This is a genomic window from Nonomuraea rosea, from assembly GCF_039539705.1.
GTDB classification, from domain to species: Bacteria; Actinomycetota; Actinomycetes; order Streptosporangiales; family Streptosporangiaceae; genus Nonomuraea; species Nonomuraea rosea.
The window spans coordinates 146,699-172,040 of the sequence record NZ_BAABDQ010000015.1 but is presented as its reverse complement, the minus strand read 5'-3'; the positions used below and the strand labels follow the sequence as shown (position 1 = coordinate 172,040).

General features: G+C 71.9%; 22 protein-coding genes. 20 read left to right on the top strand and 2 right to left on the bottom strand.

The features are described from left to right. The first annotated feature begins 38 nt into the window (after positions 1–38). Positions 39–1,718, top strand: coding sequence for a glycerol-3-phosphate dehydrogenase/oxidase (locus ABEA43_RS31460; RefSeq protein WP_345567489.1), 1,680 nt, complete (start codon positions 39–41; stop codon positions 1,716–1,718). A gap of 21 nt (positions 1,719–1,739) precedes the next feature. On the opposite strand, the gene ABEA43_RS31455 is transcribed toward ABEA43_RS31460, so the two are convergent. After that, positions 1,740–2,333 carry a TetR/AcrR family transcriptional regulator gene (locus ABEA43_RS31455; protein WP_345567487.1) on the bottom strand — a complete coding sequence of 198 codons (594 nt, stop codon included), beginning with the start codon at positions 2,331–2,333 and terminating at the stop codon, positions 1,740–1,742. A gap of 68 nt (positions 2,334–2,401) precedes the next feature. Next, a complete protein-coding gene (locus tag ABEA43_RS31450; RefSeq protein ID WP_345567485.1) occupies positions 2,402–3,661 on the bottom strand; it encodes a cytochrome P450 in 1,260 nt (419 codons plus the stop codon). A gap of 104 nt (positions 3,662–3,765) precedes the next feature. On the opposite strand from ABEA43_RS31450, the gene ABEA43_RS31445 reads away from it, so the two are divergent. From ABEA43_RS31445 to ABEA43_RS31350, 19 genes are all read left to right on the top strand, one after another. Continuing rightward, positions 3,766–4,221, top strand: a complete 456-nt coding sequence (locus ABEA43_RS31445; protein ID WP_345567484.1) for a DUF6640 family protein — start codon at positions 3,766–3,768, stop codon at positions 4,219–4,221. Next, positions 4,218–4,847 carry an NAD(P)-dependent oxidoreductase gene (locus ABEA43_RS31440; RefSeq protein ID WP_345567482.1) on the top strand — a complete coding sequence of 210 codons (630 nt, stop codon included), beginning with the start codon at positions 4,218–4,220 and terminating at the stop codon, positions 4,845–4,847. The genes ABEA43_RS31445 and ABEA43_RS31440 overlap by 4 nt, the downstream gene beginning before the upstream one ends. 125 nt (positions 4,848–4,972) lie before the next feature. After that, positions 4,973–6,013, top strand: a complete 1,041-nt coding sequence (locus tag ABEA43_RS31435; RefSeq protein ID WP_345567480.1) for an endo-1,4-beta-xylanase — start codon at positions 4,973–4,975, stop codon at positions 6,011–6,013. Positions 6,014–6,234: 221 nt separating this feature from the next. Then, positions 6,235–7,515: a hypothetical protein gene (locus ABEA43_RS31430; protein ID WP_345567478.1), complete on the top strand. Its 1,281-nt coding sequence runs from the start codon at positions 6,235–6,237 to the stop codon at positions 7,513–7,515. Between the two features lie 14 nt (positions 7,516–7,529). Beyond that, positions 7,530–9,482 carry a hypothetical protein gene (locus ABEA43_RS31425; protein ID WP_345567476.1) on the top strand — a complete coding sequence of 651 codons (1,953 nt, stop codon included), beginning with the start codon at positions 7,530–7,532 and terminating at the stop codon, positions 9,480–9,482. Between the two features lie 10 nt (positions 9,483–9,492). Further along, on the top strand, positions 9,493–10,350 hold the full coding sequence (locus ABEA43_RS31420) for a hypothetical protein (RefSeq protein ID WP_345567475.1): 858 nt from the start codon (positions 9,493–9,495) through the stop codon (positions 10,348–10,350). A gap of 87 nt (positions 10,351–10,437) precedes the next feature. Continuing rightward, entirely contained in the window at positions 10,438–12,048 is a 1,611-nt protein-coding gene (locus ABEA43_RS31415) for an ABC transporter substrate-binding protein (protein WP_345567474.1), read from the top strand. After that, the gene (locus tag ABEA43_RS31410; protein WP_345567472.1) at positions 12,045–12,956 is read left to right on the top strand and encodes an ABC transporter permease; all 912 of its coding nucleotides are present in this window, start codon (positions 12,045–12,047) and stop codon (positions 12,954–12,956) included. Before ABEA43_RS31415 ends, ABEA43_RS31410 begins: the two co-directional genes overlap by 4 nt. Before the next feature lies 1 nt (position 12,957). Continuing rightward, on the top strand, positions 12,958–13,752 hold the full coding sequence (locus tag ABEA43_RS31405; RefSeq protein WP_345567470.1) for an ABC transporter permease: 795 nt from the start codon (positions 12,958–12,960) through the stop codon (positions 13,750–13,752). Between the two features lie 52 nt (positions 13,753–13,804). Beyond that, the gene (locus ABEA43_RS31400; protein WP_425570384.1) at positions 13,805–15,481 is read left to right on the top strand and encodes a dipeptide ABC transporter ATP-binding protein; all 1,677 of its coding nucleotides are present in this window, start codon (positions 13,805–13,807) and stop codon (positions 15,479–15,481) included. Between the two features lie 22 nt (positions 15,482–15,503). Beyond that, positions 15,504–16,841 carry an NtaA/DmoA family FMN-dependent monooxygenase gene (locus tag ABEA43_RS31390; RefSeq protein WP_345567468.1) on the top strand — a complete coding sequence of 446 codons (1,338 nt, stop codon included), beginning with the start codon at positions 15,504–15,506 and terminating at the stop codon, positions 16,839–16,841. Continuing rightward, on the top strand, positions 16,838–18,058 hold the full coding sequence (locus ABEA43_RS31385) for an LLM class flavin-dependent oxidoreductase (protein WP_345567466.1): 1,221 nt from the start codon (positions 16,838–16,840) through the stop codon (positions 18,056–18,058). The genes ABEA43_RS31390 and ABEA43_RS31385 overlap by 4 nt, the downstream gene beginning before the upstream one ends. A 6-nt stretch (positions 18,059–18,064) precedes the next feature. Next, positions 18,065–19,099, top strand: a complete 1,035-nt coding sequence (locus tag ABEA43_RS31380; protein ID WP_425570383.1) for an LLM class flavin-dependent oxidoreductase — start codon at positions 18,065–18,067, stop codon at positions 19,097–19,099. After that, positions 19,096–20,211: an LLM class flavin-dependent oxidoreductase gene (locus ABEA43_RS31375; protein WP_345567464.1), complete on the top strand. Its 1,116-nt coding sequence runs from the start codon at positions 19,096–19,098 to the stop codon at positions 20,209–20,211. Before ABEA43_RS31380 ends, ABEA43_RS31375 begins: the two co-directional genes overlap by 4 nt. Positions 20,212–20,447: 236 nt before the next feature. Further along, positions 20,448–21,389 carry a sulfite exporter TauE/SafE family protein gene (locus ABEA43_RS31370; protein ID WP_345567462.1) on the top strand — a complete coding sequence of 314 codons (942 nt, stop codon included), beginning with the start codon at positions 20,448–20,450 and terminating at the stop codon, positions 21,387–21,389. Positions 21,390–21,450: 61 nt separating this feature from the next. Continuing rightward, positions 21,451–21,855 carry an RrF2 family transcriptional regulator gene (locus tag ABEA43_RS31365; RefSeq protein WP_345567461.1) on the top strand — a complete coding sequence of 135 codons (405 nt, stop codon included), beginning with the start codon at positions 21,451–21,453 and terminating at the stop codon, positions 21,853–21,855. 113 nt (positions 21,856–21,968) lie between these two features. Further along, positions 21,969–23,603, top strand: a complete 1,635-nt coding sequence (locus ABEA43_RS31360; RefSeq protein ID WP_345567460.1) for a TIGR04028 family ABC transporter substrate-binding protein — start codon at positions 21,969–21,971, stop codon at positions 23,601–23,603. After that, a complete protein-coding gene (locus ABEA43_RS31355) occupies positions 23,600–24,532 on the top strand; it encodes an ABC transporter permease (RefSeq protein WP_345567458.1) in 933 nt (310 codons plus the stop codon). The genes ABEA43_RS31360 and ABEA43_RS31355 overlap by 4 nt, the downstream gene beginning before the upstream one ends. After that, on the top strand, positions 24,529–25,329 hold the full coding sequence (locus ABEA43_RS31350; RefSeq protein WP_345567456.1) for an ABC transporter permease: 801 nt from the start codon (positions 24,529–24,531) through the stop codon (positions 25,327–25,329). The genes ABEA43_RS31355 and ABEA43_RS31350 overlap by 4 nt, the downstream gene beginning before the upstream one ends. Positions 25,330–25,342: the final 13 nt, after the last annotated feature.

The window sequence follows — 25,342 nt, the reverse complement described above, 5'->3', positions numbered from 1 at the left end:
ACTGTGCGTGATCCGTTGCAGAAAGTGAGTGATGTGCCATGGGTCTGAACGGCGTGCTCGATGCCAGGAACCGGCAGGACACGATCGACCGGCTCGCCGGGCAGACCTTCGACGTGCTCGTCATCGGCGGGGGCGTGACCGGCGCGGGCGCCGCGCTGGACGCCGCCTCACGGGGGCTGCGCGTCGCGCTGGTGGAGAGCCGCGATCTGGCGTCGGGCACGTCGAGCCGGTCCAGCAAGCTGATCCACGGCGGGCTGCGCTATCTGGAACAGTTCGACTTCAAGCTCGTCCGCGAGGCGCTCAAGGAGCGCGACCTGCTGGTCTCCCGCCTGGCTCCGCACCTGGTCAAGCCGGTCACGTTCCTCTATCCGCTGCGCCGCAAGGTGGTCGAGCAGCCGTACGTGGCGGCCGGGCTCACGTTGTACGACGCGCTGGAGGGCATGCGCCGCCCGATGCCCAGGCACCGGAGCCTGACGGTCAAGGAGGCCCGCCGCCTGGCCCCCGGCCTGCGGGCCGACGCGCTGACCGGCGCCATGATCTACTACGACGCCCAGGTCGACGACGCCCGCTACACGCTCATGCTGGCCCGCACGGCCGCCGCGCACGGTGCGGTGATCGCGACCAGGGCGAGCGCCACGCGGCTGCTGCGGGACGAGCGCGGCGAGCGGATCGTCGGAGCCGGGGTGCGCGACGAGGAGACGGGACGCGAGATCGAGATCGGCGCCGACTCCGTCGTGATCTGCGGGGGCGTGTGGACGGACCTGCTCGGCGAGCTGCCCGGCGGGGCCGAGCCGGGCTTCAAGGTGCGGATGTCGAAGGGCGTCCACGTGCTGGTGCCGGGTGAGGCCATCCGGTCACGGACCGGAATGATCATCCGTACCGAGAAGAGCGTGTTGTTCATCATCCCGTGGACCAGGCGCCGGTGGATCCTCGGCACCACCGACACCGACTACGAGGGCGAGCGCGCGGAGCCCCAGGCGACGGGCGAGGACATCGACTACATCCTGGAGCACGCCAACTCCGTGCTGGCCAGGCCGCTGACCCGCGACGACGTCGTGGGGCTCTACGTCGGGCTCCGGCCGCTGGTGGCCGCCGACGAGCGGTCCGCCACCACCAAGCTGTCCAGGGAGCACGTCGTGGACGTGCCGATGCCCGGGCTGGCCGCGATCGCGGGCGGGAAGTACACCACGTACCGGATCATGGCGAAGGACGTGATCGACGCGGCGCTCGAAGGCTACGACGTGCCCGAGTCGGTCACCGACCGGCTGCCGCTGCTCGGCGCCGACGGGCTGCCCGCGCTCCAGCTCTCCGTCCGGCGCATCGCCGAGGACCACGACCTGGACACCGACACGGTGGCCTACCTGCTCCGGCGCTACGGGAACCTGGCGATGGAGGTGCTGGAGCTGGTCCGCGAGGACCGCGCGCTCGGCGAGCCGCTCATGGAGGAGGGGCCGTGGCTCAGGGCCGAGGTCTGCTACGCCGTCACCCACGAGGGCGCGCTGCACGCCGAGGACATCGTGGCCCGCAGGACCCGGATGCTCATCGAGTCGAACGCGCTCGCCGAGCAGGCCGCGCCGCTGATCGCCCGGCTGATGGCGGACGTGCTCGGCTGGGACGACGCCCGGGTGGAGCAGGAGGTCGCGCGCTGCCGGAGCCTGGTGGAGGCGGAGCGCGCCGCACTCGACGACGCGAAGACCCCACGCCTGGCCAACGCCTGAGCCCCCTGCGGCGATCCCGCGTCACTGCTCGCCCGGTGCGGCGAGCCAGTGACGGGTGAGGTCGTGGACGGCCTCCAGCCAGCGTTGCGGCTGCTCGCCGGCGGCGATGGCGTCCCCGGCGCCGTGCAGGACGGTGAACAGGATCGTGGCCGCGATCCGCGGATCGACGGGGCGGAACGCGCCCTCGGCCATGCCGCGGCTCAGCGCGCCGGCGATGGCGGCGATGACATCCGGCTCACCGGGCGCGGGCGCGAGCGCGGAGCCGAAGTGGAAGGCGGCGTCGTGCAACCCGCCGGGCCGGGAGATGGAGTCGACGGCCGCCGCGCATTCGGCGTCGAGGGTGGCCCACCAGTCGATCGGCTCGGCGGACTCGGCGAGCCGGTGGAACCGGTCCACGTAGTCGCGAAGGACGCGCTCGCGTACCGCCGCGAGCATGTCATCCCAGGAGGAGAAGTAGACGTAGAAGGTGCCCTTGGCGGCGTCGGCCTCCGCGGTGACGGCCTGAACCCAGTTGCTCACGTCCTGCCGGGACTCCAGGAGCCGGATGGCGGCGTCGATGAGCTCGGTGCGCCTGGCCTCGGGGGAGAGGCGGCGGCGGCTCCTGGAGGTGACCACCGCACCAGGCTAGTGGACCCGGCCGGCCGGAGCGGGAGCCTCTCCGGCGCGGCCGGCCGAGGCGATCCTCACCGCGTCACCCCCGCGTGGGCGATGCGGAGCTCGCTGACGCCGCGCAGGTTGATGTGCTCCCGGTACGGCGGCGGATCGGCGACGAGCCCGGGCTCCCGGACGCGCCGGGCGAACGCGGACAGCGCGAGCCGGCCTTCGAGCCTGGCCAGCGGCGCTCCCAAGCAGAAGTGCGAGCCGAAACCGAAGCCCAGGTGCCGCACCTGCGCGCGGCCCGGGTCGAACCGGTCGGGATCCGGGTTCGCCTCCGGGTCCCGGTGCGCCGCGGCCAGCAGGAGGATGATCAGGCTGCCCGCGGGCGCCTCCGCCTGCCCGACGCGTACGTCCTCGCGGGCGAGCCGGGCGGTGAGCTGGACGGGCGGGTCGTAGCGCAGGATCTCCTCGACGACCGCGGGCGCCGTGCCGGGGTCGTCGCGCAGGGCGGCGAGGTGGCCGGGGTGCCGCAGCAGGGCGAGCACGCCGTTGGCGATCAGGTTGACCGTCGTCTCATGCCCCGCCACCAGCAGCAGCACGATCGTGGAGATCAGCTCGTCGTGGCTGAGCACGTCGCCGCCGTCCTCCGCGGCGAGCAGCTCGGAGATCAGGTCGTCCCGGCGCGGGCTCTTGCGCCGGTCGGTGACGAGCTCGCCGACGTACCTGTGCATCTCGACCGAGCCGCGCACCCACTCCGGGGTCGCGCCGTCCGTTTCGCCGAGGTCGGAGAAGCCGTCGAGCAGCCGGGTGAGCTGGGCGGACCACCCATGGAACAGCCGCTCGTCGGCCTGCGGGACGCCGAGCATGCGGCAGATGACCGTCATCGGCAACGAGTAGGCCAGGCCGGACAGCACGTCGAACGTCTCACTCTCGGCCGCGTGGTCGAGAAGGTCGTCGACCAGTCGCGCGACGGAGGACTCCATCCTGGCGACGGTGCGCGCGGTGAACGCGCTGCTGACCAGGCGTCGCAGCCGGGTGTGGTCCGGCGCGTCCATGGAGAGGAACCACGGCTGCCGGACCGAGGGCGGCGCGTCCGGCGGGTAGGGATCGGCCGACCGGCCGGCGTCGAAGAAGCGCCAGCGCTCGGCGCTGAGCCGTGGGTCGCGCAGCAGCGTCTCGCAGTCGCGGTAGCCCGTCACCACCAGCGAGGACATCTCATCGACCCACACCGGTCCGCGGGCGCGGAACTCGGCGTAGACCGGGTACGGGTCGATCCTCGACGCGGGTTCGAGCAGTTTGCCGACCAGGTGGAAACCGGACGTGTCGCGGTCCGTTGCCAGGGACATCCGTGCTCCTTCCGTAATTAGTGACCTGAGGTCATTAATACTGACCTGAGGTCAATATGTCAACTATAGTCAGTCCATTGATGTAGCGACTACACTCACGAAGCATGACGAAACGACACTGGTCCCTGCCGAGAGTCCTCATCGCCCTGATGGCGGTCGAGACGGCCCTGGGGGCGCTCCTGTTCGACCTGGTCCTCCATGACACCGCCCACGAGCACATGTACAACCCGGCCTGGCCCCCGCACGCCAAGTTCCACGACGCGCAGTACATCGTCATGTCGCTGGCCCTCGGGCTGTTCGCGCTGGTCCTGCTCGCCCGCCGTCATGGGGACGCGCACGCCCGTCTGCTGTGGTCGGCGGGCATCCTGGCCGTGCCCTGGGCCGGCATGTTCCCGGCCCTGCTGTTCCCCGGCACGGCCACGTACGACCCGGAGTTCGAGGCCGGGACCCAGTTCGTCCTCGGCCTGCACGGCCAGGTGTTCATGGCCCTCGTCACCCTCGCGATCCTCGGCGTCGCGGTGGGCCTCGCCGTGGCGCGCCGCCGCCAGGTGGCGTCGTGAGGCTGTTCGTGTTCGGCGGGAGCGGCGGCGCCGGTGCGCAGGTGCTCGCCCAGGCGCTCGGCGCCGGCCATCGGGTCACCGCCCTGGCGCGCACCCCCGAGTCGATCCCCTCCCACGCCCGCCTGGCGGTCCTGCGCGGCGACGTGCTGGAACCCGAGGGCTGGCGCGGGGCGCTCGCGGGCCACCACGCGGTGCTGTCCTGCCTGGGCAGCCCCGATCGGCGCCCCACGACCGTCTACTCGCAGGGCATCGCCGGCATCGTCGCGGCACTGTCGGACAGCGGAGTGCGCCGGCTGACCTGCGTCACGTCGGCCAGCCTCGGCCTGTCGCCGTCCGCGCCGCTGAGTCAGCGCCTGCTGATCGGCCGGGTGGTCCGGCCGCTGTACCGCCACATGTACGCCGACATGGCGAGAATGGAGGACATCGTCGCCGCCAGCGATCTGGACTGGACCATCGTCCGGCCGCCGAGGCTCACCAACGGCGTGCTCACCGGAACGTACCGGACGGCCGTCAACGGGCACCTGCCGCGCACGCGCTCCCTGTCGCGGGCCGATCTCGCCCACTACCTGCTCAACCACCTCGACGATCCGGTGAGCCGGCGGTCCCGGGTCGAGATCTCCCGCTGAGGGGCGGCTTGACGGGGCGTCCATGAGCGCTTACGTTTCCGGCGACCAGTGAAATTATCGATACGAAACCGAAACTTTCGGAGGCGCGTCGTGGTCATCCCCCCAACCGGCAACGGAGGTCACCGGTGAAGCCATTGATCATCGCCCTCGCGCTCGTACTCGCCGCCCCCCTTCCCGCGTACGCGCACCCGCGCGCACCGCGTGACCTGCGAGAACTGGCGCACCAAAGCGGCATCAGGATCGGCACGGCCGTCGACATCGCCGCCCTGCGCGGCGAGGCCGACTACCGCAAGGTCCTGAACCGAGAATTCACCCACGTCACGGCGGAGAACGCGATGAAGTGGGAGTCGGTCGAGCCGCAGAGAGGGGTCTACACCTGGGCCGACGCCGACACCCTCGTGGACAACGCCCGCCGCAACGGCCAGCGCGTCCGCGGCCACACCCTGGTCTGGCACAACCAGCTCCCCGCCTGGCTGACCGCCGGCGTCGCCGACGGCACGATCGGCAACGACGAGCTCAGGTCGATCCTGCGCGACCACATCACCACCGAGGTCCGCCGCTACAAGGGCAAGATCAGGGCGTGGGACGTCGTCAACGAGGTGGTGGAGGAGGACGGCACGATGCGGAAGACCATCTGGCTCGACCGCCTCGGCCCCGGCTACATCGCCGACGCCTTCCGCTGGGCCCACCGCGCGGACCCGCAGGCCAAGCTCTTCATCAACGACTACAACCTCGAATGGAACGCGCCCAAGATCGAGACCACCCTGGCCCTGGTCAAGGACCTCCAGGCGCGCGGCGTGCCCATTCACGGCGCCGGCTTCCAGGGCCACCTCGGCATCCAGTACGACTATCCGGGCGACTGGGCGAACGTCATGCGCCGCTTCGCCGACCTCGGCCTGGAGATCGCGGTCACGGAGCTGGACGCGCGCATGGTGCTGCCCGTCACCGAGGAGAAGCTCGAGACCCAGGCCACCTACTACAGCCGCGCGCTCACCGACTGCCTCAGCGTGGCGGCCTGCAAGGAGCTGACCGTCTGGGGCTTCACCGACCGGCACTCGTGGGTGCCCGGCTGGTTCGACGGGCAGGGCTCGGCCTGCCTGTTCGACGAGAACCTGGCGAAGAAGCCCGCCTACCGGGCGCTGCTGGCGGTGCGGAGCCCCAGGTAGCGGTCGCTCCGGCACCGGCCGGGTAGCCGGTGCCGCGGGGCCCGATGAGGGCTTTCCCCCAGGCGCATCCCCCAGTCCTGCGCGGCGGCCGCCCGCAAGGCTGGGGGTTTCCCCAGGCCGCCTCCTGACGCGGCCCCACCGGCCGGATGCCTAATGTCCGGTGGGAGCCGGCGAAACGGGGCCCGTGAACGGGCTCGCGGACGGCGCGAAGGGAGTGCGACATGGCACGCGATCTGGAGGGATTTCCGTACCTGGAGGCGGAGTTCGCGGCGAACGGGCGGTTGCTGACCGAGCCCGCCGCCACCGACGTGTCGGGCCTGGTGAACCGCAGGACGCCGACGGATCTGATCATGCTCGTGCACGGCTGGAACAACACCGCCACGGTCGCCCGCGAACTGTACCGCGAGCTCGCCCGCTCGCTCAGGGCCGCGGCGCCGCGGACGGCGCCCGCCGGTCGCACGATCGCGCTGTACGGCGTCCTGTGGCCGTCCGCGAAGTGGGACTGGTTCGAGCGGCTGACCGGCACCCTGGACGCCCTGGACGCGCGCCACGGCACGGAGCTGGGCATCCGGCTGGACGGGCTGCGCGAGGTGTTCACCGCTCCGGAGCAGCGGGAACGGCTGGCCGCCGCCCGAGCTCTCCTTCCTGACCTGGAACGTTCCAGTACGGCCCAGCGGGAGTTCGTCGCCCTGGTCCGCGGCCTCCTCCCCACGCACGACGCGCCGGACGACGACGCGCCGGACCAGCTCTTCGCGCTTGACGACGACGACCTCGCCGAGCAGCTCACCCACCGGCTCCCGCCCATGGCGGACCAGCGCGGCGACTTCGCCGTGCCCGCGGACAGCCTCCTGTGGAACCTGGCCGGCGGCTTCCTCGAAGGCGCCAGGCGGCTGGTCGACTTCGTGGCCTACTACGAGATGAAGGAGCGGGCGGGCACGGTCGGCAGGGACGGTCTTGCCCGCTTCCTGCGCGGTCAGGTCCCCGGCGGGGTCCGGGTGCATCTCGTCGGCCACAGCTTCGGCGCCCGGCTGGTGTCCGCGGCGGCGGCCGCGTCCGGCGGGATCGGCGCGCGAGCCTGCTCGATGACGTTGCTGCAGGGCGCGTTCTCGCACTTCGGCTTCGCCAGCAACTACCTGCCTGGGCGCGACGGCCTGTTCCGCCCCGCGGTGACCTCGAAGGTCGTCACCGGGCCGCTGCTCATCACGCACACCAGGAACGACCAGCTCGTCAGCATCGCGTACGGCATCGCCTCCCAGCTCGCGGGCCAGACCGGCGCCGACGCCTTCGGGCCGGCCAGCCGCTACGGCGGGATCGGCGCCAACGGCGCGCAGAACACGCCCGAGGTCGCCCAGGGCACGCTGCTGGCCGCCGGCCGGGCCTACAACCTGCACCCGGGCGTTCCGCACAACCTCAACGCCGACGCCTTCATCACCAACCACAGCGCGGTGACCGGACGCGAGGTCGCGCACGCGATCCTGTCCGGCGTGGCCGCCACACCCTGAAGAGGAGTGAGCACATGCCACAGACCTCGCGTCTCCAGGAACGCCTCGGGACGGTCTTCCTGCCGGAGGCCCAGGACGTCGTGCCGGTGCAGGACGCCGCGCCGCTGCCGGGCATGCCGCCGATCATCGGCCCGGAGGACGCGGCGCGGGCGCCCGACCTGCTGCCGCCGATCAAGATCTGCGTCACGAACCTCAAGCAGGGTTGCTACCGGCTGCGCTTCACGCCCAAGGGATCGCCGGTCACCGTCGCCTTCCGCGGCACCCTGCGGGTCGAACACATGGGCGGCAACCTGCGCTTCTCCGGCGATCTGTATAGATTCCGCCCGGGGCAGTCCGACGCCGACGCCGACGCCGTCACTCCCATCCCCGTCCATCCCCGGGCGGACTACCACTCCTACCTCAAGGGCGTCGAGGCCAGGCTGCTCACCATCGTGCGGCCGGGCACGCCGTGCCCCTTCAGCCTGACGTTCGACCAGTTCTCCTACCTGCATCCCGCGACGGGCTTCAAGGGCGCCTTCAACCCGGCGGCCGACCGGCAGATCCGCTTCAGCCTGCACGCCACCACCACGCAGGACTTCTACCGGGGCAGTGCGTTCGAAGGGCTGACGGAGCTGGGCGAGGTGAGCATCCGCTGGATCTCCGCGTCGTACCGGCGGGCCCGCGTACAGCTCAACACCCTGCGCGGCGCGGTGGCGCCGCCGCCGAACGTGGCCGGTGAGAGCTTCGCCACCACCTTCGCCAAGGTGGGCTGGGAGCTGGCCGTCACCGACGACGGGACGATCCCGCTGCCCGCCGTGCTGGGCGCGATCGACATCAACGACCGCTGGCCGGAGGAGAGCCTGCACGCTCTGATGGCCTCCGTCCCCGACTACGATCCCGCCAGGCTCGACGAGGAGTGGCGCGTCCACCTCGTCTGCGTGCCCGCCCGGCTGGGGAGCGGGCGCGGCGTCATGTTCGACTCGTCGCTGGGGGCCGATCCCGACGAGATCGCCAGGGAGGGCTCGGCCACGTTCAGCCACGACGGCTATCCCGCGGCCGACTGCCTGGACGGCCAGGGCGGCTCCCACTATGACGCCGCCACCGACCAGCAGCAGCGCCAGGTGCCCGCGGCGTTCCTGCGCTCGGCCACGCACGAGATCGGGCACGCCTTCAACCAGATCCACACGTTCTTCGAGGCGCCGTCGGACAACTCGATCATGAGTCCGACGCCGACCGTGGCGACCGTGATCGGGCTGCCGGGCAAGTTCCCCGACGAGATCAAGATGGAGTTCAGCCCGACCGTCGCCAGGCACCTCAAGCACCTGCCGGATCCCGCGGTGCGGCCGGGCGCGATGGAGTTCTTCGGCGCGGCCGTGTCCGCTCCCGAGCCGGCCGACATGGACTGGCCGGACACGCTGGAGCTCGTGGTCTCGCCCGCGAAGGAGCAGGTGTCGCTGGGCGAGCCGGTGTCGCTGTCCTGGACGCTGACGAACCGCGGCGGCTCGGCCGTGACCGTGCCCGCCAGCCTCGACGTGAGCTCGCTCATCGCCAGGGTCAGCGTCACCGACCCGGCGAACGGGATCACGTTCATGCGGCCCGCCGACCTGTCGGCCTGCCCGTCGACCAGGTTCGAGCCGCTGGCGCCCGGCGCGTCCGCCTCCGGCTCGACCACGCTCTACTGGGGCACCGACGGCTTCGCCTTCACGATGCCGGGGCGGCATCGGGTGGAGGTCATCGTGATGTGGCCGGGCGACGGCGTGCCGCAGGCGGTGTCGGGGACGGCCGGCGTCTTCGTCGTCTATCCCACGACGTCCGCCGACAACGACCTGGCCGACCTGCTGCTCGATCCGGACGTGGGCAAGGCGGTCGCGCTCGGGATGCCGTACGGGGAGGCCGTCGATCGGGTGCGCAGGGCCGAGGCCATCGCGCCCGGGCACGCCGCGACCGTAGCGCTCAGAGAGATGGGCCCGTCGCAGTTCGGCGGCTAGGGTCGGGCGCGTGGACAGCAGGATCATCGACCTGCCCGAGCCGGCCGTCGCCGCCGCCACCGACGGGAGCACCGTCTGGTGCGCGGCGGGCGGCCGGCTCCTGGCGTTCGACCGGTACGGCTCGCCGGTCGGCTCGGTGCCGGCGCCGCGGGGGCTGCGCTCGCTCGCGGCCGTCGCGGGCACCCTGGTGGCGGCCGGCGCGGCCCTGTCGTGGCTGGACCCGGGGACCGGCGAACCACGGGAGAGCGTGCCCGCGGGGCCGGGGACCGTCGTGCTGGCGGGCGGCGGCGCGGTGTGGGCCGCCGACCGTGCGTCGCAGCGCGCCTGGCCCCTGCCGGCGGCGGGGGTCCGCGGCACGCCGATCGAGACCCCGGGCCTCGACGCCTGCGCCCCCGACGGCGACCACCTCTGGTGGACCACCCACCCCGACCCCCCGTCGCACGGCGACCCCCACTCCGGCGACCCACACCCCGACCCCCCGCCGAGTGGTGGGGCCGTGTTGTGGGGTGGGCCCGAGCCGGTGGCGCTCGGGCCCGTGCGGGTGGGGGCGATGGTCGTGTGCGCCGGGGTGGTGTGGATGGGCGCGGAGGACGCGCTGCTGACCGTGAACGCCTGGTCCGGGGTGCCGATCGGCGGCTCTTGGCTGCAGGTGAGGGGCCCGGTGACCGCGCTGGCCTGCGCGAACGGTGTCCTGGCCGGTGGCGGCCCGGCCCACGGGATCTTCGTGCTGGACCCGGCCAAGGACGAGGGCCCCCGGTACGCCGGCGCGGGCACGCCGGGCACGCCGGGCACGATCCTCGCCTGCCCGCCCGCCGTGTGGGCCCTGTCGGCGGACCGCCCGGCGGCCCTGGTGATCCCGCAGTTCTGAAAACTCACGAGGTAAAGGCCGTTGACAGATATTCATGTATTACCTACTTTTTAGGTAGGTAAATGGTTCTGGCCCCAAGGATGGCCCGTGAAGCGCACCAAGGGCATAGTGCCCCTCGTACTCGTCGTCGCCTTGACCGCCTGCGGTTCTCCGCAACCCGCCCAGCATGCCCAGGCCACCTCCCTGACCTGGGCCATCGAAACCCAGCCGATCACCCTGAACCCGCAGCAATGGGCCCAGAACAAGGTCAGGCTGCTCGTGTTCAACCAGTTCGACGCGCTGCTCTCACGCGGCGCGGACGGCTCCTTCCAGCCCTGGCTGGCCAAGTCGTGGACGGTGTCGGACGACGAGCTGACCTACACGCTGGAGCTGCGCGACGACGTCACCTTCCACGACGGCACCAGATTCGACGCCGCCGCCGTCAAGGCCAACCTCGACCAGTTCCGCAAGCCCGGCTACAACCCGACGGTCGCCTCCATTCAGCTCAGGGCCTTCGACAAGGCGGAGGTGCTGTCGCCGACGAGCCTCAGGATCACGCTCACCGAGCCGGACGGGCTCTTCCTCGACTTCCTGGCCTCGCCCTACTCCGGGCAGATCTCGCCCAAGTCGCTGCGGTCCGCCAAGGACCTCAAGTTCGGCGGCCCCGACCTGGTCGGCACGGGGCCGTTCATCCTGGACGCGTACGTGCAGGGCCAGGAGATCCGCTATCGCCGCAACCCCGCCTACACGTGGCCGCCCGCCGGCGCGGCCCACCAGGGCCCCGCCCACCTCTCCCAGCTCACCTACCGGTTCCTGCCCGAGGCCGCCGTCCGCGTCGGCGCGCTCACCTCCGGCCAGGTACAGGTCATCGAGGGCGTACCGGCCACCGAGACCGCCCTGATCAAGAGCGACCCGAACCTGAGCCATCAGAGCGCACTCAACTCGGGCACCTCCTTCACCTACTACTTCAACACCTCCCACGCCCCCTTCGACGACCAGCGCGTACGCGAGGCGTTCCGCGCGGCGACGGACGTGGACGCCGTGCTCAAGGCCGTCTACCAGGGCACCGCCACCAGGGCGTGGAGCCTGGTCGGCAAGGCGAGCCCGTTCTACGACGCCACGCTCGAAGGCACGTACGGCGCCGACCCCGCCAAGGCCAACGCCCTGCTCGACGAGGCCGGGTGGAAGCAGCGCGACGCCGAGGGCTTCCGGACCAAGGACGGCAAGCGGCTCACCGTGCGCACGCTCGCCTCGGCCGCCTTCATCAGGGACCGCCGCGACGTCCTGGCCCAGGCCATCCAGGCACAGGTCAAGCAGAGCGCCGGCATCGACTTCCAGGTCAAGATCGTCGACCAGGGGACGGCGCAGAAGGCGCTGGACGACAACGAGTACGAGCTCTTCGAGAACTCCCGCGGCGACTCCGACGCGGGCGCCGCGCTCAACCTGCTCCTCCCGGGCAAGGGCGCCATCAACCGCACGCACTACTCCGACCCGCAGCTGGAGAAGTGGCTCGCCGCCGCCACGGCCACCTCCGACCAGGCCGAGCGGAAGGAGCTCTACACGAAGGTCCAGCGGGCGGTGGTGACGGACAAGGCGATCGTGCTGCCGATCTACGTGCCCGCCGACCAGATCGCCGCGCAGAGGAGCGTGCAGGGGCTCGGGTTCGACCCCGGCTCGGGCACCCCGCGCAACGCGTACGACGTCCGGATCGGCACATGACCGTCGTCAGGCGGCTGCTGACCGGGCTCGCCGTGCTGTGGGCGGCGGCCAGCACGGCGTACGTCGCGCTGTTGCTGGCCCCGGGCGAGACCATCGACATCCTGATCGGCGACGGCGCGGACACGCCGGAGATCCGCTCGCGGATCATCGAGGAATGGGGGCTCGACCGGCCCGAGGTGGTCCAGTACGTGTCCTACCTGTGGCGGCTCCTGCACGGCGACCTCGGCCGCTCCTACCACCTCCAGCTCGGCGTCGGCGAGATCCTGGCCACCCAGGTCGGGCCCACCCTGCAGCTCACGCTCGCCGCCGCGGCGGTCGGCGTGTCACTGGCCGGCATCATCGCCGTGGCGACCGCGGGCCGCGGCCGGTGGCTGCGCGGCACGGCCACGGCCGCCGAGCTGGTGTCGGTCTCGGTGCCGCCGTTCCTCATCGGTCTCGTGCTGCTGTCGGTGTTCTCGTTCACGCTGGGCTGGTTCCCCGTCTCGGGGGCGTCGGGGCCGCAAGCGCTCGTCCTGCCCGCGTTCGCGCTGGGCCTGCCGATCGCCGGCGTGCTCGGGCAGGTGCTGCGCGGCGGCCTCGAACGGGCGCTGGAGCAGCCGTTCGCCGTCACCGCGCGGGCGCGCGGGCTGAGTGAGCGGATGCTGGTGGCCAGGCACGCGCTCAGGCACGCGCTGATCCCGGCCGTCACGCTCGCCGGCTGGTTCACCGGCACGCTGCTCGGCGGGGCGGTGATCACCGAGGTGCTCTTCGGCCGTCCCGGGCTCGGGCAGGTCGCCATGCAGGCGGTCACCGGCCGGGACATGCCGGTCGTGATGGCCGTCGTGCTGCTGTCCGCGATCGTGTACGTGGCCATCAGCACGCTGCTCGACCTGGCCTACCGCGCCATCGACCCGCGGATCGGGGGCTGAGGTGCGTCTGCTCGCCCCCTTCGCGTTCCTCGCCGTGCTCGCGCTGGCCGTCGCCGTGCCCGGCCTGCTCACCGGCGTGGACCCGCTGGCCGCCGACCCGCTCAGCGCGCTCGCCGCGCCGGACGGCACGCACTGGTTCGGCAGCGACCACCTGGGCCGCGACGTGCTGTCCAGGGTCGTGTACGGCGCCCGCCACTCGCTCACCATCGGCGTGACCGCGACCGCCCTGGCGGTGGCCGCGGGCGTGCTGCTCGGCCTGGCCGCGGGGCTGTCGCCGAAATGGCTGGACGAGGCGCTGGCCCGGTCGTTCGACGTCCTGTCCACGCTGCCCGAGCTGCTGCTCGCGCTGCTCGTCATCGCGATCACCGGCCCCGGCACCGGGAACGTCATCTTCGCCATCGCCGTCGCCGCGCTCCCGAACTACGCCCGGGTGATCCGCGCCCAGACCTTCGTGGTGCGGCATGCCGGATATGTCGAGCAGGCGGTCACGTTCGGCCGGTCCCGGGCCGCGATCGTCGCCGGTCACGTCCTGCCCAACGTGCTCGGCCCGATCCCCGTCCTGGCCACGATCGGGCTCGGCCAGGCCGTCATCGCCGCCTCCGGGCTCAGCTTCCTCGGCATGGGGCCGCAGCCGCCGGCCGCCGAGTGGGGCGCGATGCTCTCCGAGGCCCGCAACTACCTGCGGGTCGCCTGGTGGCAGGCGCTGTTCCCGGGCATCGCGGTGACGCTGACCGTGGTCTGCCTGACCGTCGTCGGCCGCCGCCTGCAACGCCGCTTCGAAGGAAGGACCCCATGATCATCAGGACCGCCCGCACGGCCGTCCCCATGGCCGGCGGAGAGGGCGCGCCGTGACCACGTACGCCGCGCCGCCTTCGGTCGCGACCCTGGTGGCCGTGGAGGGCCTGCGGGTGAGCTTCGGTGCGAACGAGGTCGTGCGCGGCCTGTCGCTGTCGATCGCGCAGGGGGAGTGCGTGGCGATCGTCGGCGAGTCCGGCTCCGGCAAGAGCGTCACGGCCAGGTCGCTGCTCGGCCTCGCCGGGCCCGGCGCCACGGTGCGGGCCGAGCGGTTCAGCGTGGCCGGCCGGGACGTGCGCGGTTTCGGGCCGGAGGACTGGCGGCGGCTGCGCGGCCGGTTCGCCGGGCTCGTGCTCCAGGACGCGCTGGTCTCGCTCGACCCGCTCAGAACCGTGGCCGCCGAGATCGCGGAGGTGCTGGCGGTGCACGACGTCGTGCCGCGCGCCCGCCGCGCGGACCGGGTGCTGGAGCTGCTCGAATCGGTCGGCGTCCCCGAGCCGGACGTACGCGCGCGGCAGCGCCCGCACCAGCTCTCCGGCGGCCTGCGGCAGCGCGTGCTGATCGCCTCGGCCATCGCCGCGGAGCCCGAATTGATCATCGCGGACGAGCCCACCACCGCGCTCGACGTGAGCGTACAGGCGCAGATCCTGCGGTTGCTGGCCGAGCGCAAGGCGGCGGGCACCGCGCTGCTGCTGATCAGCCACGACCTGGCGGTGGTCGCCTCGATCGCCGACCGCATCCTCGTCATGCGGGACGGTCACGTGGTCGAGGAGGGTCCGGCCGGGCAGGTCCTGGCCGCGCCCGCCCACGCCTACACCCGCTCGCTGCTGGCCGCCATACCCTCGGCCGCCTCGCGCGGCACGCGCCTGTCGGGCGGGCCGCCCCTGACCCGCCGCGCGCCGGACCCGTCCGCGCAGGTGCTCGCCGCCACCGGCCTGACCAGGTCGTACGGCCCGCGCCGCGTGGTCGACGACGTCTCCTTCACCCTGCATGAAGGGGAGACGCTGGGCATCGTCGGCGAGTCAGGCTCGGGCAAGACCACGCTCGCCAGGCTGGTCCTCGGCCTGCTCGAACCCGGCGACGGCCGGGTCAGCCTGCGCCGGCAGCAGTGGAGCGGCGTGCCGGAGCGCCGGCGCCGTCCCCTGCGCCGCGGGATCCAGCTCATCTCCCAGAACCCGCTCGACTCCTTCGACCCCCGCCACACCGTCGGCCGCCTGATCGCCGAGCCTCTCGACCCGCCACGAGGCCTCAGCGCCCGCACCGCATGGAGCTCCGGCAGCGCCCTCAGCGCTCGTGAGGAGCGGCGGGCGCGGGTGCTCGACCTGCTGGCCCGCGTCGGGCTGCCCCCCGAGGTGGCCGCCCGCCACCCGCGCGAGCTGTCCGGCGGCCAGCGTCAGCGCGTCGCCATCGCCAGGGCCCTCGGCCCCCGTCCCGACGTGCTCGTCTGTGACGAGCCCGTGTCCGCGCTCGACGTCTCGATCCAGGCCCAGGTGCTCGACCTGCTGGTGGAGCTCCAGGCCGAGTACGGGACCGCCCTGCTGTTCATCAGCCACGATCTCGGCGTCGTCCACCACATGAGCGACCGGGTCCTGGTCATGAAGGACGGCGCCGTGGTGGAGGAGGGCGAGGTGGAGCGGGTCTTCACCCGGCCGGTCCACCCCTACACGAGGGCGCTGGTCGAGGACCTGCCCCGACTGCCCCATCCGGACAACCAGGCCATCCGTCCATGATTTCCCGTACGAGGAGCACGCCATGAAACAGGTGCACCTGGCCGCTCATTTCCCGGGCGTGAACAACACCACCGTCTGGGCCGACCCCCGCTCCCAGAGCCAGATCGACTTCTCCTCCTTCCAGCAGCTGGCGCGCACCGCCGAGCGCGCCAAGTTCGACTTCTTCTTCCTGGCCGAGGGCCTGCGGCTGCGCGAGCTGAAAGGCCGGATCCACGATCTCGACGTGGTCGGCAGGCCGGAGGCGCTGACCGTGCTGGCCGCGCTGTCCGCGGTCACCGACCGGCTCGGGCTGGCCGCCACGGTCAACGCCACCTTCAACGAGCCGTACGAGCTGGCCCGGCGGCTGGCCACCCTCGACCACCTCAGCCAGGGCCGGGCCGCCTGGAACGTGGTCACCACCTCCGATGCCTTCACCGGCGAGAACTTCCGCCGCGGCGGCTACCTCGATCGTTCCGAGCGCTACACGCGGGCCGAGGAGTTCGTCCGGCTCGCGCGCGTGCTCTGGGACTCCTGGAGCCCCGACGCCGTGCTCGCCGACCAGGAGAGCGGCCGGTTCCTGCGGTCCGACGCCGTCCGGACCGTACGCCACCAGGGCCGCCACTTCACCGTCGAAGGCCGCTTCAACGTCCCGCGCAGCCCGCAGGGACAGCCCGTGATCATCCAGGCGGGCGACTCGGAGGAGGGCAGGGAGTTCGCCGCCGCCACGGCCGACGTGATCTTCAGCCGGCACGGCACCCTGGAGGCGGGCCGGGCCTTCTACGCCGACGTCAAGCGCCGCCTGGCGCGATACGGCAGGGAGCCGCACCAGCTCAAGATCATGCCGGCCGCGACGTTCGCGCTCGGCGACACCGACGCGGAGGCGGCCGAGCACGCCGCCGAGATCCGCCGCCTGCAGGTGGGGCCGCAGACCGCGATCGCCTTCCTGGAGCAGATCTGGGGCAGGGACATGTCCGCCTACGACCCGGAAGGTCCCCTCCCTGATGTCGAGCCCGAAGGTGCACAGGACGTCTCCCAAGGGCGGGTCCAGGTCGCCGACCGGCTCGGGGTGGCCGCCCGGTGGCAGGCCGTGGCGCGGGCGAAGGACCTGACCATTCGTGAGCTGGTCATCGAGATGACCGGCCGCCAGTCGTTCGTGGGCTCGCCGGAGACGGTGGCCGGGCAGATCGAGGAGTTCGTGCGTACCGACGCCGCCGACGGGTTCATCCTGGTCCCGCACCTCACGCCGGGCGGGCTCGACGACTTCGCCGCCAGGGTGGTGCCGCTGCTGCAGGAGCGCGGCGTGTACCGCGCCGACTACGGCGGCGCCACACTCCGAGACCATCTCGGGCTGGACGCCGCGCACGTGGGAGGTGCCGCGTGACCGGGCTCGGGCCGGACGCCGCGCATCTGAGAGGTCGCGTGACCGGGCGGCACCTGCACCTGGCCGTCGCGCTCGACGGCGCGGGATGGCATCCGGCGGCCTGGCGCGACCCGGCGGTCAGGGCGCGGGAGCTGTTCACCGCGCGTCATTGGGCCGGGCTCGTCGCCGAGGCCGAGCGCGGGCTGCTCGACTTCGTCACCATCGAGGACGCGCTCGGCCTGCAGTCCACCCTGCTCGACGGCCCGGACGACCGCACCGACCAGGTACGCGGCCGGTTCGACGCGGTGCTGCTCGCCGCCGCGCTCGCCCCGCTGACCACGCGCATCGGCCTGGTGCCGACCGCCACGACCACGCACACCGAGCCGTTCCACGTGGCGATCGGCATCGCGACCCTCGACCACGTCAGCTCGGGGCGCGCGGGCTGGCGGGTCCAGGTCTCACCGCGCAGGACCGAGGCCGCGCACTTCGGCCGCAGGGACCTGCCCGTACTCGACCTGACGCGCGTTGATCTGACGGCGGGTGCGGTGGCGGAGCTGTTCGCCGAGGCGGCCGACGCCGTCGAGGTGGCCAGGCGGCTGTGGGACAGCTGGGAGGACGACGTCGAGATCAGGGACGTGGCCACCGGGCGGTTCATCGACCGGGACCGGCTGCACTCCATCGACTTCGCGGGCGACCGGTTCTCGGTCAGGGGCCCCTCGATCACGCCACGGCCGCCGCAGGGGCAGCCGGTCGTCGCGGTGCTCGATCACGGGGCCTCCCCGGTGCCGTACGAGCTGCCCGCCGGCTCCGCCGACGTCGTCTTCGTGACCCCGCACGACAGGGACGGCGCGGCGGCCATCGTCCGGCAGATCGAGAGCGTGCGGCGGGGCCCGCTCAAGGTCTTCGCCGACCTCCTGGTGTTCGTGGGCGACGACGCCGCCGAGCGCAAGGCCAGGCTGGACGAGCTGGCCGGCGCGGAGCTGACCTCGGACGCGTACGTGTTCGCCGGCACCGCGGCGGAGCTGGCGGACCTGCTCCTGGACTGGCGGGCGGCCGGGATCGAGGGCTACCGGCTGCGGCCCGGCGCGGTGCCGATCGACCTGGCGGGGATCAGCCGCCAACTGGTCCCCGAGCTGCGGGAACGCGGCGCCTTCAGAAGCTCGTACGAGGCTGCCACCCTGCGCGGACTCCTCGGCCTGCCGCGCCCGGCCAGCCGTTACGCCTCTTCAGAAAGCTGATATCACGTGAAATTTCTGGCCATCACCCTGATCGTGCACGACGGCCGCAAATCTACGAACGAGCGCTTCCGCGAGGTCGTCGGCAACGCGATCCTGGCCGAAGAGCTCGGCTTCGACGGCTTCGGCGTGGGGGAGCGGCACGAGCGGCCGTTCATCTCCTCCTCGCCGCCCGTGGTGCTCAGCCACATCGCCGCCAAGACCTCCCGCATCCGCCTGTTCACCGCCGTCACCACGCTCAGCCTCCTGGACCCCGTACGGGCCTACGAGGACTACGCCACCCTCGACCACCTGTCGGACGGCCGCCTCGAACTGATCATCGGCAAGGGCAACGGCGCCGCCCAGGCCCAGCTGTTCCACGTCACCGCCGACGATCAGTGGGAGCGCAACCGCGAGGGCTACGAGCTGTTCCGCAGGCTCTGGCGCGAGGACAAGGTGACCTGGGAAGGCGGCTTCCGCCCTTCGCTGACGGACGCGGAGACCTGGCCGCGGCCGTTCCAGCAGCCGATCCGCGTCTGGCACGGCAGCGCCACCAGCAAGGAGTCGGTGGACCTGGCCGCGCGCTTCGGCGACCCGCTCTTCTCCGCGAACGTCACCAACCCCATCGAGCCCTACGCCGAGCTGATCGAGCACTACCGCGAACGGTGGACCCACTACGGGCACGATCCCGCCGACGCGCTGGTCGGGGCGGGCAGCGCCGGCTACTACGCGGCCAGGACCTCCCAGGAGGCGATCGAGACGTACCGGCCGATCTTCGAGGGCCGCCTGGTGGCCGCCAAGAGGTACGGCGTGCCGCTGGTCTTCCACTCCCTGGAGGACGCCATCGAGCGCAGCTCCATCCTGGTCGGGAGTCCGCAGCAGATCATCGACAAGGTACTCAGATATCACGAAAGGTTCGGACACGAGGTGATGCACCTGCACGCCGACGCCGACGGGCTCACGGACGGGCAGCATCGGGACGCGCTGGAGCTGTTCCAGGCGGAGATCGCGCCCACGCTGCGCAAGGAGATCCCCAGCAGGCCGTTCCCCGGAGGGCTGTCATGACGGTTCCGCTGTCCATCCTCGACCTGGCGCCCATCTCGTCGGGCGGCGGCGCGGGTGACGCGCTGCGCAACACGATCGACCTCGCGCGGCGCGCCGACGAGCTCGGCTACCGGCGCTACTGGCTGGCCGAGCACCACTTCGCGTCCGGGGTGGCCAGCTCGGCGCCCGCGGTCCTCATCGCCCTGGTGGCGGCGGCCACCCGCCGGATCAGGGTGGGGTCGGGAGCCGTCCAGCTCGGGCACCAGACGCCGCTGGCGGTGGTCGAGCAGTTCGGTCTCATCGACGCGCTGCACCCGGGCCGGATCGACCTGGGGCTCGGCCGTTCGGGCCAGCGCCGGGCGGAGCTGAAGGCCGCAGCCCCCGAAGAGGCCACGAAAGCAGTGGGGCGGGTCGTGGACGGGCTGCTGATCCCGCCGCCGTTCAACTACTCCGCCCTCATCAAGGTCCCCGAGCTGGCCTTCCAGGCGTCGCTGCTGCAGCAGCCCGGCGCGCGGACGCCCGACTTCGCCGAGCAGGTGGACGAGATCATCGCCTTCCTGCACGGCACCTACACCTCCCCTGACGGCCTGACCGCGCACGCCGTCCCAGGCGAGGGAGCCGACGTCGAGCTGTGGGTGCTCGGCAGCAGCGGCGGCCAGAGCGCCCAGGCAGCGGGCGAGCGCGGGCTGCCGTTCGCCGCGAACTACCACGTCAGCCCGTCGAACGTGCTGGAGGCGGTGGCGGCCTACCGGGAGGCGTTCAAGCCGTCCGGCGTGCTGGCGGAGCCGTACGTCGTCGTCTCGGCCGACGTGCTCGTGGCCGCGGACGAGGCGGTGGCGGCCGAGCTGGCCAAGCCGTACGGGCTGTGGGTGCGCAGCATCCGCACCGGCCGGGGCGCCATCCCGTACCCGACGCCGGAGGAGGCCGACGCGCACGTGTGGAGCGAGCAGGACCTGGCGCTGGTCGCCGACCGGCTGGACACCCGGTTCGTCGGCACGCCCGAGACGGTGGCCGGCGGCCTGCGGGTGCTCCAGCGCGTCACCGGAGCCGACGAGCTGCTGGTCACCACCATCACCCACGCCCACGCCGACCGCGTGCGCTCCTTCGAGCTGCTGGCCGGCGCCTGGACATAGGTGGCGGATCTTGGCTTTCCGCGGCGGGACCGGCTGATGGGAGGCGGTTCGCACTTCCGGCACGGCCGGCTTCCGCTGGAGGCGGCGCTCGCCCGCGAGTCCGGCGCCTCGTACGCGCGCAAGGCGCTGCAACTCTAAACCTGATCGGAAGAGTAGGAATTGTGACTTGACTGGAGCTTGAACCTGATAAATGCTATCCCTACTTGTACAGTAGGAATGATAGGAAAGGGGCGGTTGTGCGAGCGCTCATCCTGCTCGGGCTGGTCGGTTTCGCGGCCCAGCTCGTCGATGGGAGCCTGGGCATGGCCTACGGCGTCACATCGACCACGCTTCTGCTGGCCGTCGGCACGAACGCGGCGGCAGCCTCCGCCACGGTGCACCTGGCCGAGATCGGCACCACGCTCGCCTCGGGAATCTCCCACTGGCGCTTCGGCAACGTCGACTGGAAGGTCGTCGCCAAGATCGGCATCCCGGGAGCCGTCGGCGCGTTCGCCGGTGCGACGTTCCTGTCCAGCCTCTCGACCGAGGTCGCCGCCCCGGTCATGTCGATCATCCTGCTGTCGCTCGGCGCGTACATCCTGGTCCGCTTCACCGCCTTCGGCCTGCCGCGCGGCAACCTGGGCAAGCCGCTGCGCCGCCGGTTCCTGGCGCCGCTCGGCCTGGTGGCCGGCTTCGTGGACGCGACCGGCGGTGGCGGCTGGGGCCCTGTCGGCACGCCCGCCATCCTGGCCAGCGGCCGGCTGGCCCCGCGCAAGGTGATCGGCTCCGTCGACGCGAGTGAGTTCCTGGTCGCGATCGCCGCCAGCATCGGTTTCTTCTTCGGCATCGGCTCCGAGAACATCGACTTCGCCTGGGTGGCCGTGCTGCTGCTCGGCGGTGTCATCGCCGCGCCGATCGCGGCCTGGCTGGTGCGGCACATCCCGCCGCGCATCCTCGGCTCGGCCGTCGGCGGCGTCATCATCCTCACCAACGTGCGCACCCTGCTGCGCAGCGACTGGATCGACGCCTCCGGCGGCGTCCAGACGGTCGCCTACCTGGTCATCGCCGCCATCTGGGCGGCCGCCATCGCCTACTCGGTGCGCGAATACCGCCGCGACAAGGCCAACGAGTCGGTCGAAGCGCTTGAGCTGGAGCTGCAGCGCAAGGCTACGGAGGAGGAGGAGACGGCCTCCGCCTGAGGCCCCCGCGCCGCCGGGCCCGGTCTCCCATGGGAGCCGGGCCTGTGGCGCTCACACGCCTATGAGAATCTCTGCCCGCACCCAGTACGCTCTCGGCGCCATGCTCGCCCTGGCCGAGGCCGACGGCCCGGTGCACGCCGAGTGGATCGCCGGCTCGCAGGACATTCCGCGCCGCTTCTGCGACAACATCCTCCTCCAGCTCCGCCGCGCAGGGCTCATCCACAGCCAGCGCGGCCCCGACGGCGGCTACTGGCTCGCCCGGCCGGCCAAGGAGATCGCCCTCGCCGACGTGATCCGCGTCACCGAGGGGGTCGAGCAGGCCACCCGCCCCTTCCCGAAGGCCGCCGCGCCGCTGGCCGCCATCTGGGCCCAGCTCCGCGACCACGAGGACGCCCTGCTCGGCGAGATCACCCTCGGCGACATCGTCTCTCCCGCCCGGACCGATCCCCGTCACGCCGGCCGCTGAATCACCGGCCCGTCCCCCGTATGTCACACGGGGGACGTCCAGGGATATTTCATGCTTTCTAGGTAGGTTATAGTGGCTTTGTTCGAGCCTCCGTTCATGAAGGGCGCTTCGCCATGCCAACCTCCAGACTGCGGACCACAGCCGTGGCCGGCACCGCCATGCTCGCCGTCGCGGGGCTCCTCGGCGCCTGTGGCGGCGGAGGGGCCGCCGGGACGGCGAAGAGCGGCGACGGCCGCCCGGTCCACGGCGGCACGCTGACCTACCTGGAGCATCAGCCTCCGACGTGCCTCTACCTGCCGGCGGCCGGCTTCTATCCCAACGGCGGCATCCTCAACCAGGTCACCGACAAGCTGACCTGGCAGAACCCGAAGACGCTGAAGATCGAGCCGTGGATCGCCACCAAGTGGGAGATCGGCGAGAACGCCACCGAGTACACCTTCCACCTGCGCGAAGGCGTGACGTTCAGCGACGGCAGCCCGCTCGACGCCGCCGCCGTGGCGGCCAACTTCGACGTGTACGGCCTGGGCGACGACAAGCTCAAGCTCCCCGTCGCGGAGTTCGTCAACAACTACGAGCGCAGCGAGGTCATCGACCCGCTGACCGTGCGCTTCCACTTCGACAAGCCGTCGCCCGGCTTCCTCCAGGGCACCTCGGTCATCGGCGCGGGCCTGGTGTCCAAGAAGACGATCTCCCTGCCGTACGAGCAGCAGTGCCAGCTCAAGAACATCGTCGGCTCCGGCCCGTTCACCCTGAAGAACCAGGTGGTCGACAAGGAGGTGGACCTGGTCGCGCGCAAGGACTACAACTGGGCTCCGCCGTCCTCCGAGCACCAGGGCCGCGCGTACCTCGACGAGATCAAGATCATCGTGACGCCCGAGGACAACGTGCGCGTCGGCGCCCTCACCTCCGGCCAGGCCGACTTCGTGCGATACGTCCAGGCCTACGATGAGAAGACGGTCAAGGACGCGGGCTTCCAGATCTACGCCGAGCCCACCAGAGGCGTCAACAACGGCCTCTACCTGCGGCCGGGCAACAGCATCCTGAAGGACCGCGACGTCCGCAAGGCGCTCCAGGCGGGCACGAACGCCAAGGAGGTCGTCGACACCCTGTTCACCGCGAGCTATCCGCTCGCGACCTCGGTGCTCAGCCACCTCGCGCAGGGCTACACCGACCTGTCCAAGCAGCTCGCCTACGACCCCGCCAAGGCGGCCGCGCTCCTGGACCAGGCCGGCTGGGTCAAGGGCGCCGACGGCATCCGCGCCAAGGACGGGCAGAAGCTGCAGCTCGGCGTGTTCGTCTCCGGCCCGCAGCCGCTGTCGAAGCAGACCCTCGAACTGGTCGGCCAGCAGTGGGCCAAGCTCGGCGTGAAGCTGGAGATCCGCCCGGCCGACGCGGGCACCCAGGCCGTGGACATCAAGGACGCCGAGAAGACCGCGATCCAGCACGGCATGGTCGGGCGCGCCGACCAGGACGTCATCAAGAGCCACTTCCACAGCCAGAACCGCGACGTCATCCTCTCCGACGACAAGGAGCTGGACCGGCTGCTGGAGGAGGAGTCGGCCGAGCCCGACGCCGTCAAGCGCGACGCCAAGGTCGCCGAGATCCAGCGGTACGTGATCGAGCAGGGGTACGCGATCCCGCTGTTCGAGGAGCCCCAGGTCTACGGCGGCGCGCCGAACGTCCACGGCATCGCCTTCGAGGCGGTGGCCCGCCCCTGGTTCTACTCGGTCTGGAAGTCGGATCAGTGATCCGCTACCTCACGGCCAGGGCCGGGCAGGCGGTGCTCGTGCTGTGGATCGCCTTCACGGCCAGCTACGTGCTGCTGCAGCTCCTGCCGGGCGACTCGATCCTGATCAAGTTCCAGAACCCGGAGCTCGGCCTGTCCCCGCAGCAGATCGCCGAGATCCGGGCGTACTACGGCGGTGGCGACCCGCCGATCGCCGACTACCTGCACACTCTGCTCGGCTTCCTGAGCGGCGGCTTCGGCTACTCGATCGACACCGGCACGCCGGTGGCCGAGCGGCTGGGCGAGGCGCTGCCCGAGACGGCGAAGCTGGCCTCGGCCGCGTTCCTGCTGGCGGTGCTGATCGCCGTGGTGATCGCGTTCGCGGCCGGCTACAGCAGGGCGTCCTGGCTCAGGAACGCGCTGCTGTCGGTGCCGTCGCTGTTCGTGTCGGTGCCGGCGTTCTGGCTGGGGATCCTGCTGATCCAGGTGTTCTCGTTCCGGCTCGGGCTGGTGCCGGTGATCGGGGGCGGCGAGGTGCGACAGCTCGTCCTGCCGGTGCTCACGCTGGCCGTGCCGATCTCCGCGCCCATCGCCCAGGTGCTGGCCCGCAGCATGGACCAGGTGGCCACGCAGGCGTTCGTGCCCGTGGTGGCGGCCAAGGGGGCCTCGCGCTGGTGGATCCTGTGGCGGCACGTGGCACGCAACGCGGTGCTCCCGACGCTGACGGTGGCGGGGCTGACGTTCGGCGAGCTGATCGCGGGCTCGGTGGTCACCGAGACCGTGTTCGGCCGCAACGGCATCGGGCGCCTGACGGAGCAGGCGGTCAACGCGCAGGACACGCCCGTGATGCTGGCCGTGGTGGTGCTCGCGACGGCGGTGTTCGTGCTGGTCAACCTGGTCGTGGACGTGCTGTTCCCGGTGCTCGACCCGCGCTTGAAGGCGGCCTCGTGAAGCGCGGGCTGCCGGTGAGCCTGGTCCTGGCCTGGGCGGTGATCGCCGTGGTCGTGCTCTGGGCGGCGGCGCCCGGCCTGTTCACCGGCTACGACCCGATCGCCGGGGTGCCGGCCGAGAAGTTGCAGGGGCCCAGCTCGTACCACCTGTTCGGGACGGACGCCGTGGGGCGGGACCTGTTCGCGCGGGTGGTGCACGGGGCCGTGCACTCGCTGTCGGGGGCGTTCGTGGCTGTCGCGGTGGGCCTGCTGCTCGGCACCCTGCTCGGGCTGCTGGCCGGGTCGGCGGGCGGGGTGGCGGACGCGGTCGTCATGCGGATCGCCGACGTGCTGCTGTCGGTGCCGGGGCTGCTCCTGGCGCTGACCGTGATCATCCTGCTCGGTCCCGGCACCGTGAACGTGGCCATCGCGGTCGGCGTCGGCTCGGTCGCGGCCTTCGCCCGGGTGTCGCGCTCCGAGGTGGTACGAGTGCGGCGCACCGACTACGTCGAGGCCGCGTTCGGCAGCGGCGGCCGGTTCCTGACCGTGCTCAGGCGGCACGTGCTGCCGAACTCGCTCGGCCCGGTCATCGCGCTCGCCGCGCTGCAGTTCGGGGTGGCGATCCTGGCCATCTCGACGCTCGGCTTCCTCGGGTACGGCGCCGAGCCGCCCACCCCCGAATGGGGCCTGCTCATCTCGGAAGGACGCAACTACCTGGCGACCTCGTGGTGGCTGACCACGCTCCCGGGAGCCGTGGTGGTGGCGGTGGTCCTCGCGGCGGGCCGCATCAGCCGCTCGATCGGACGGGAGCGGTCATGAGCCCGCACGTCAG